The following is an 8,474-nucleotide window of genomic DNA, read 5'->3' on the forward strand; positions in this document are numbered from 1 at the left end:
GGGCATGGGGGTCGTCCACCGGGTCCGGCATCTCGGGTGGGGCATCGACATGGCGGTGAAGAGTCCGCGGCCCGAGGTCGTCCGGGATCAGGAGGACGAGGAGCTGTTCGTCCGGGAGGCCGAGACCTGGGTGGGTCTCGGGCTGCACCCGAACGTCTGCGCCTGCCACTACGTGCGCCTGATCGACGGGGTGCCCCGGGTGTTCGCGGAGTACGTCGACGGGGGCAGCCTCGCCGCATGGATACGCGACGGCCGCCTCTACGCGGGAGGCACCGACGCGGCTCTCGGCCGGGTGCTCGACGTCGCGGTGCAGATGGCCCGGGGCCTCGACCACGCCCACCGCGCGGGCCTGGTCCACCAGGACGTGAAGCCCGCCAACGTCCTGCTCGACCGGGCCGGCACCGCGAAGATCACCGATTTCGGTCTCGCCCGGTCCAAGCACGCCGTCCCCACGGGAGGCAGGCCCGTGCTCGGCCGGGAGCCCGAGGACAGCCTCCTGGTCCCGACCGGCGGGATGACCCTCGCGTACGCCTCCCCGGAACAGCTCTCCGGCCGGGCGGTGGGGCGGCGCAGCGATGTCCACAGTTTCGGGGTCTCCGTCCTTGAGATGGTCACCGGTGGTGTGCGCTGGCAGTTCGGGTCGGTCGCGGGCTTCGCCCTGGACGACTTCCTGGCCGACGCCTCGAACCGGGTCGCCGCTCCGCCGGAACTCGTCCGTCTCCTCCGGAGCTGCCTGCGCCCGCACGCCTCGGGGCGGCCGCCGTCCATGGCGGACATCGCGGATGTGCTCAGCGACATCTACGAGGCGTGGGCCGGTTCCCCGTACCCGCGTGCCCTGCCCGAGGCGGCGGAGCTGCGGGCCGACGAGCTGAACAACCGCGCGCTGTCCCTGCTCGACCTGGGCCGCGAGGACGAGGCGGCCGAGGCGTTCGCGGCCGCCCTGGACGCCGACCCCCGGCATGTGCCCGCCCTCTACAACGACGAACTGCTGCGCTGGCGGCGCGGCCGGCGTACCGACGAGGGCGTGCTCACCCGTATCGAACGCGTCCGGCAGGACGCCGAGGACCCCGCCGAGGCCGGCCGCCTCCTTGCCCAGGTCCAGCTGGAGCGCGGCGCCCTCCCCGAGGCCCGCGCGCTGCTGGAGGAGCTGGTCCGGGAGCGGCCGGACGACCGGGAGGCCGCGTCCGCGCTCGACGCCGCCCGGTCCGGGGCCGTCGTGCACGCCGGACCGGCCGAGGTCCACCACCTGCCCCTGCCGGTCCGCCTGCTGGACACCCTGGCGGGCCTGCCCCCGAAGAAGTGGAGGCAGGAGTCACTGCCCACGGCACTCGCCAACGACGCCCGGCTCGCCCTCACCGGCTGCCCGGACGGTGCGCTGCGGCTCTGGGACGTACGGAACGGACGGTGCGTGAAGACGCTCAGGGGACACCGCCGCGAGGTGGAGGCCGTCGACCTCACCCCGGACGGCCGGCACGCCCTGTCGCAGGGGGCCGACGGGGTGGTCCGCTACTGGAACCTGTCCAGGGGCTTCCTGGCCCGCCCGGTCACCGGGAATCCGCTGCACCGGGGCGAGCCGAGGCCCCTGGACACGGCGCGGCCCCCACGGGTGCCGCGGGAGCCGGAGCGGCACTCCGTCCGCCTCACCCCGGACGGGCGCACCGCCGTGGCCGTCGACCGGCGCGGCACGGTCCGGGTGTGGGACACGCGCGGCGGCGGGTTGCGGGCGGCCCTTCCCGGCCATCTGGACGGCGGAGGAGTGGCGGTGACCCCGGACGGGAACCGGGTGATCGTCACTCCCCGGCCGGAGGACCCCTTCTCCGTACCCGAGGAGCGAAGAGACTTCGCCGCCCACGTCCTGGACGTGCCCTCGGGCAGGCGACTGCACGCGCTGACCGGACACCGGGTCATGCCGGGGGTGCTGTACGCGTCGGCCGACGGCCGGCAGGCCGTGACGAGCACCTTCGACACGCTGATGCTGTGGGACCTGGACACCGGACGCCGTCTGCGGACGTTCACCGGCGCTCCGGGGACCACCGGCGCCGTCCTCTCGCCGGACGGCCGGCTCCTGGTCTCGTCCGGACACGCGTACACCGGTGTCCGGCTCTGGGAGACGGAGACGGGCCGCTGTCTTCGTACCTATCGGGGATACGAACGCGAGACCGGCGCGGTCGCGTTCATCGACGGCGGCCGGACCCTGGCGTCCGCCTCGGCCGACCGGACGGTCCGCACCTGGTCGCTGCCGGGCGGCTACGTCAGCCCGCCCCGGCTGAGCGAGCCGCGCCGGCACGCGGAGGTGAGCCGGCTCGGGACCAGGGTGGACGCCCTGCTGACGGAGGCGGAGGAGGCGCGGACGGCCGGACGGTACGACCTCGCCCTCGCCCATCTCGAAGCGGTGCGGGCGACGACGGGGTACGAGCGGGCGCCCCGGGTGATGGCCGCCTGGGGAGAACTCGCCCGGCACACCCGCCGCACCCGGCTGCGGGCGGCATGGGCCGTACGGGAGTTCACCCATCCCGGCGCGAAGAGCGGGTCCGTGGCCCTGTCCGCCGACGGACGGCTGGCCGCCACCGGCAGCCGGGACGAGACGGCGCGGCTGTGGGACGTCGAAACCGGTTCTCTGGTAAGGGAGTTCACCGGCCACACGCGCCATGTGCTGGATGTTCGTCTCAGCGACGACCGCAGCCGGCTGCTGACCGCCGACAGCGCGGGGGCGGTGCGCCTGTGGCGGACGGATACGGGGGAGTGCCTGCGCACGCTGACGTTCGGCGAGCGCGTTCCGTTCGGCGTGGAACGGCCCGTCTCCGTCTGCTTTCTGCCCGGCAGCCACCGCGCGCTCATCGGCACGACGAGTGCCGTGCTGTGGTGGAATCCGCGCGACGACCGGATCGAGCGGACGACGCGGACACCGGGAGACCGGCACGGGCAGAAGATCGTCGCCGCCGCACCCGACGGCCGCACCCTCGCGGTCGCCGGCCGGGCCGGGGTCGACCTGCTCGCCGCCGACGGCACCGTACGGCACCGACTGACCGATCCACGGGCCCACCGGTCCGTCCAGCACTGGCAGCCGGCCCAACTCTGCTTCACGGAAGGGGGACGGCGTCTGCTCGTCGCAGGGGGTATGGGCGTGGACGTCGACACCGTGCGGGTCTGGGACGTCGCCACCGGTACGGCGGTCCGGGAGTTCGGCGGGCCCAACGCCTGCCGGCACCTCGCCGTCACCGACGACGGCGGCTTCGCGCTCTCCGGCGGCTTCGCCTCGCAGGCGCTGGCCTGGGACGTGCCGACCGGCCGCCGGCTGCGGGCCTTCGACGCCCACGCCGGGACCTCGACCGTGGCGGATCTGGCGATCACCCCGGACGCCCGGATCGCGGTGGTCCGCACCATGGACGGTGTTCTGCGCGTGTGGCAGCTGGACTGGGAGCTGGAGGTCCCGGACGCCCCGGCCGACACCCCTCCCGGCCGGTAAGGTCCTGCCCATGACCGGCCGACGAGCGACAACCACCCTGTGGCGCCCCACGGGCCCCGAGGAACTGGCCCTGGTGCGCGAGCTGAACTGGCGCGCGTGGCCCCCTCGCCTCCCCGAGCAGCCGATCTTCTATCCGGTCCTCAACGAGGACTACGCGATCCGCATCGCGAGGGACTGGAACGTGAAGCACAGCGGCGTCGGGTACGTGACCCGCTTCGAGGTCGAGACGGAGTTCCTGAGCCGGTACCCGGTGCAGCAGGCCGGTGGCCGGACGATCCTCGAACTGTGGGTGCCCGCAGAGGAGTTGGACGAGTTCAACGCGCACATCGTGGGCGGGATCCAGGTCGTTCACGAGTTCCGCTGAGGGTCTCCTTGCCCGACAATGGGCACAACCAGGAGGAACGGGGAGGCACACCATGCATGCGGTTCTCATCGTGCTCGGGCTGCTCCTGAGCACCATCGTGTTTCTGATCGTGAAGGTGAGCCTGCGGCACCGGCGGCGGACGCACAACTTCGACGGCCAGCAGATCGAGCGCCACCACAGCGCGGAGATACGCAACATCCGAGCCGCCAACACCTCGGTCGCCGTCCACAACAACTTCGTCAACGGCGGCAACGACTACCGGCCCGGGAGACGCTGAGACCTGAGGTAGTCTTTCGCTTCCCCGCACGGGGACATGACCAAGGAGGTGGGACCCATTACCGCTGTTTCGACCCGGGTGCTCCCCTCCCGTGAACGCGTGGCCGACCGGACCTGAACCGGCCGCGGAGCACCCCTCGGCGTTTCTCCGAAAGGCTCCGCACCCATGCCGGTCCCGTTGTCACCGTCCGCCCTCTCCTCACTCGTCGCCACCCTCCGCTCCGCCGGCTGTGTCTTCGCCGAGGACGAGGCCGCGCTCATCGCCGCCACCGCCGTCCGTCCCGCCGACGTCACCGCCATGGCGGAGCGCCGCGCCGCCGGGCATCCGCTCGAACACGTCCTCGGCTGGGCCGAGTTCAGCGGGCTGCGGATCGCCGTGGACTCCGGCGTCTTCGTCCCCCGCCGCCGCACCGAGTTCCTGATCGACCGGGCCGTCGCCCTCGCCCCGGACCCGGCCGTCGTCGTCGACCTGTGCTGCGGCTCGGGCGCGCTCGGCGCCGCGCTCGCCGCGGCGCTGGAGCGCGTCGAACTCCACGCCGCCGACGTCGAACCCGCCGCCGTCCGCTGCGCCCGGCGCAACATCGGGGAGCGGGGGCACGTCTACGAGGGCGACCTCTTCACGCCGCTGCCCGCCGCCCTGCGCGGGCGAGTCGACGTGCTGCTCGCCAACGTGCCGTACGTACCGAGCGAGGACGTCGCCCTGCTGCCCGCCGAGGCCCGCGTCCACGAACCGCTCGTCGCGCTCGACGGCGGCGGCGACGGCCTCGACGTCCTGCGCCGGGTCGCCGCCGAGGCGCCCCGCTGGCTGGCTCCCGGCGGCAGCCTTCTCGTAGAGACGAGCGAACGGCAGGCGGAGCGCGCGGCGGGGGTCCTCGCGGCCGGCGGGCTCGTGACGCGCGTCGACTCCTGCGAGGAGCGGTACGCGACCGTCGTCACCGGGACCCGGGCGGCACAACCGGCGCGCTGACGTGCCGGGCTCAGGCCCCGTCGCGCCGGGCGCGGAGGCGGCGCGCGATGTCGATGTCCTTCCGCAGCACGCTGAAGCGGGGCACGTCGCGGCTCGCGTCGAGCACGACCACGTGCAGCCGGTCACCGGCCCGGGGCGGTGCCGTGTCCTCGTCCCACCAGGAGGGGTGCTTGACCTGGTCGATGAAGCCCGTGCCGCCACCATCGGCGTCGACCTGCGAGCCGACCGAGGAGACGCGGATCACCGTCACGTCGAGTTCCTGGTGGTCGCGGAACATGGGCGGGCCTCCTGCCGGGCGAACGCGTACCGGTTCGGTGAAGCCACTGTCCCAGACGGCGGCCTCCGGTCCGATCTCCGGGGCAGGCCATAAACTCGGGAGGCTGGGAGCTGATCGGGCGGCGGGCGGGAGAGCGCGGGATGACCATGGTGCCGGGGCGCAGGAGCAGTACGTTCACCCGACTGCTGCGGCACGGATTCACCGACCCGTCCGCCGCCGAGCGCCTGCTCGACCTGCCGGACTTCTCCTCCGTACGGTCCGACTCCGTGCTCCTGGACGCGCTCGGGGCCACCGCCGACCCCGATCTCGCGCTGCGCGGCCTGGTCCGGCTGGTCGAGGCGGAGGAGGCGGGGGAGCGGCAGATCCTGCTGGACACGCTCGTCACCGCCAAGCCCCTGCGGGACCGGCTGCTCGGGGTGCTCGGGGCGTCCGAGGCGCTCGGCGACCACCTGGCCCGTCACCCCCGTGACTGGCAGGCCCTCGTCACGTACGAGGCCGCCGACCTGCACCCCGGGGTCGCCGAATTCGAGCAGGAGCTGGCCGGGGCGGATGACCCGGACGCCCTGCGCGTCGGCTACCGGCGGTGTCTGCTGTCCATCGCGGCCCGGGACGTCTGCGGCACCACCGATGTCGCGGAGACCGCCGCCGAGCTGGCCGACCTCGCCACCGCGACCCTGCGGGCCGCGCTCCGCATCGCCTCGGCCGCCGCGCCCGACGGCGCCGCGCAGTGCCGGCTCGCCGTCATCGCGATGGGCAAGTGCGGCGGCCACGAGCTGAACTACGTCTCCGACGTGGACGTCATCTTCGTCGCCGAGCCCGCCGACGGCGCCGAGGAGAGCAAGGCCATGCAGGCCGCCACCCGGCTCGCCTCGCACCTCATGCGGATCTGCTCCGACACCACCGTCGAGGGCACCATCTGGCCCGTCGACGCCAACCTCCGCCCCGAGGGCCGCAACGGGCCCCTCGTGCGCACGCTCTCCTCGCACCTCGCGTACTACCAGCGCTGGGCCAAGACCTGGGAGTTCCAGGCGCTGCTGAAGGCCCGGCCGGTGGCCGGGGACCGCGCGCTCGGCGAGGAGTACGTGGAGGCCGTGTCGCCGCTCGTCTGGCAGGCCGCCGACCGGGAGAACTTCGTCCCCGACGTCCAGAAGATGCGCCGCCGCGTCGTCGACACCATCCCCGCCGACCGCGTCGACCGCGAGCTGAAGCTCGGCCCCGGCGGGCTGCGCGACGTCGAGTTCGCCGTGCAGCTCCTCCAGCTCGTGCACGGCCGCAGCGACCCCGCCCTGCGCAGCGGATCGACCCTGGAGGCGCTGGGGGCGCTCGCCGAGGGCGGATACGTGGGGCGCGTCGACGCCGTCCAGCTCGACGACGCCTACCGCTTCCTGCGGGCCATGGAGCACCGCATCCAGCTCTACCGGCTGCGCCGCACCCACCTCGTCCCCGACGAGGAGCCCGACCTGCGCCGCCTCGGCCGCTCCCTGGGCCTGCGCACCGACCCCATCGCCGAGCTCAACCAGGCCTGGCGGCGGCACGCCTCCGTGGTGCGGCGGCTGCACGAGAAGCTGTTCTACCGGCCGCTGCTCGACGCCGTCGCGCAGCTCGCGCCCGGCGAGTCCCGGCTCAGCACCAAGGCCGCCACCGCCCGGCTCGTCGCCCTCGGCTACGAGGACCCGGCAGCGGCCCTGCGCCACTTGGAGGCCCTGTCCTCCGGGGTCTCGCGCAAGGCCGCCATCCAGCGCACCCTGCTGCCCGTGCTGCTCGGCTGGTTCGCGGACTCCGCCGACCCGGACGCCGGGCTCCTCGGCTTCCGCAAGGTGTCCGACGCGCTCGGCAAGACCCCGTGGTACCTGCGGCTCCTGCGCGACGAGGGTGCCGCTGCGGAGAACCTCGCCCGGGTCCTGTCGGCCGGCCGGCTCGCCCCCGACCTGCTGCTGCGCGCCCCCGAGGCCGTCGCGATCCTCGGCGACCCGCACGGCCTCGCCCCGCGCAGCCGCGAGCACCTGGAGCAGGAGGTGCTGGCTGCCGTCGGGCGCGCCGCCGACGCGGAGACGGCCGTCGCGGTGGTGCGCGGGGTGCGCAGGCGCGAGCTGTTCCGTACGACGGCCGCCGACCTCATCGGCTCGTACGGTACGGAGGACAGCCCGGCCGAATCCGATCCGGGCGCCCTCGTCGACCGGGTCGGCAGCGCCGTCACCGACCTGAACGCCGTCACCATCGCCGGGGCGCTGCGGGCCGCCGTCCGCGCGGAGTGGGGCGACACCCTGCCCACCCGGTTCGCGGTCATCGGCATGGGCCGGTTCGGCGGGCACGAGCTGGGATACGGCTCCGACGCGGACGTCCTGTTCGTCCACGAGCCGCGCGAGGGCGTCGACGAGCAGGAGGCGGGCCGGGCCGCGAGCCGGGTGGTCTCCGAGATGCGCAGGCTCCTCCAGCTGCCCACCGCGGACCCGCCGCTCATCATCGACCCCGACCTGAGGCCCGAGGGCAAGAACGGGCCCCTCGTGCGCACCCTGAAGTCGTACGACGCGTACTACCGGCGCTGGTCCCTGGGCTGGGAGAGCCAGGCGCTGCTGCGGGCCGAGCCGATGGCGGGGGACATGGACCTGGGCGCGGAGTTCACCGCGCTGATCGACCCGCTGCGGTATCCGCAGGACGGGCTGGGCGATGACGCGGTCCGCGAGATCCGGCGGCTCAAGGCCCGGATGGAGTCCGAGCGGCTGCCGCGCGGCGCGGACCCGACGCTCCACACGAAGCTGGGGCGCGGCGGGCTGAGCGACGTCGAGTGGACGGTCCAGCTGATGCAGATGCAGCACGGCCGCGCCGTACCGGGCCTGCGTACCACGCGCACCCGCGCGGCGCTGGCCGCGGCGTGCGCGGCGGGCCTCATCCCCGAGGACGACGCCCAGACCCTGGACGAGGCGTGGGTCCTGGCGACCCGCGTCCGCAACGCGGTGATGCTCGTACGGGGGCGGCCGGGCGACACGTTCCCCTCGGTCCCGCGCGAGCTGACGGCGGTGGGGCGGTACCTGGGGTACGAGGAGGGGCATGTGGGGGACATGCTGGACGACTACCGCCGGGTGACGCGGCGGGCGCGGGGGGTTGTGGAGGAACGGTTCTACGG

The 8,474-nt window shown here is 74.1% G+C and carries 6 protein-coding genes; 5 read left to right on the top strand and 1 reads right to left on the bottom strand.

Annotation, left to right across the window (positions count from 1 at the left end):
* The 4 genes from EAO73_RS19220 to EAO73_RS19235 all read left to right on the top strand — a co-directional run.
* Positions 1–3,466: protein kinase domain-containing protein (locus tag EAO73_RS19220; RefSeq protein ID WP_147972757.1), on the top strand; the 3,466-nt coding region annotated here is incomplete at its 5' end.
* Positions 3,467–3,476: 10 nt separating this feature from the next.
* The gene (locus EAO73_RS19225; RefSeq protein ID WP_147972758.1) at positions 3,477–3,830 is read left to right on the top strand and encodes a hypothetical protein; all 354 of its coding nucleotides are present in this window, start codon (positions 3,477–3,479) and stop codon (positions 3,828–3,830) included.
* Between the two features lie 52 nt (positions 3,831–3,882).
* Complete coding sequence (locus EAO73_RS19230; RefSeq protein WP_147972759.1) at positions 3,883–4,107, top strand: hypothetical protein; 225 nt, start codon at positions 3,883–3,885, stop codon at positions 4,105–4,107.
* A 165-nt stretch (positions 4,108–4,272) separates the two neighbouring features.
* The gene (locus tag EAO73_RS19235) at positions 4,273–5,073 is read left to right on the top strand and encodes a putative protein N(5)-glutamine methyltransferase (RefSeq protein ID WP_147972760.1); all 801 of its coding nucleotides are present in this window, start codon (positions 4,273–4,275) and stop codon (positions 5,071–5,073) included.
* Positions 5,074–5,083: 10 nt separating this feature from the next.
* Here the strand turns inward: EAO73_RS19235 and EAO73_RS19240 are convergent, their stop codons facing one another.
* Positions 5,084–5,350, bottom strand: coding sequence for a hypothetical protein (locus EAO73_RS19240; protein ID WP_147972761.1), 267 nt, complete (start codon positions 5,348–5,350; stop codon positions 5,084–5,086).
* A gap of 140 nt (positions 5,351–5,490) precedes the next feature.
* Here EAO73_RS19240 and EAO73_RS19245 point away from each other — a divergent pair.
* On the top strand, positions 5,491–8,474 hold a 2,984-nt coding region (locus tag EAO73_RS19245), incomplete at its 3' end, for a bifunctional [glutamine synthetase] adenylyltransferase/[glutamine synthetase]-adenylyl-L-tyrosine phosphorylase (protein ID WP_147973534.1).

The organism is Streptomyces sp. col6 (genome assembly GCF_008042035.1).
In the GTDB taxonomy this organism is placed as follows: Bacteria; Actinomycetota; Actinomycetes; order Streptomycetales; family Streptomycetaceae; genus Streptomyces.

Bases quoted from the DNA above. Each gene is read 5' to 3' on its own strand.
- EAO73_RS19225 (WP_147972758.1), top strand. From the start codon at position 3,477: ATGACCGGCCGACGAGCGACAACCACCCTGTGGCGCCCCACGGGCCCC.
- EAO73_RS19230 (WP_147972759.1), top strand. From the start codon at position 3,883: ATGCATGCGGTTCTCATCGTGCTCGGGCTGCTCCTGAGCACCATCGTG.
- EAO73_RS19235 (WP_147972760.1), top strand. From the start codon at position 4,273: ATGCCGGTCCCGTTGTCACCGTCCGCCCTCTCCTCACTCGTCGCCACC.
- EAO73_RS19240 (WP_147972761.1), bottom strand. From the start codon at position 5,350: ATGTTCCGCGACCACCAGGAACTCGACGTGACGGTGATCCGCGTCTCC.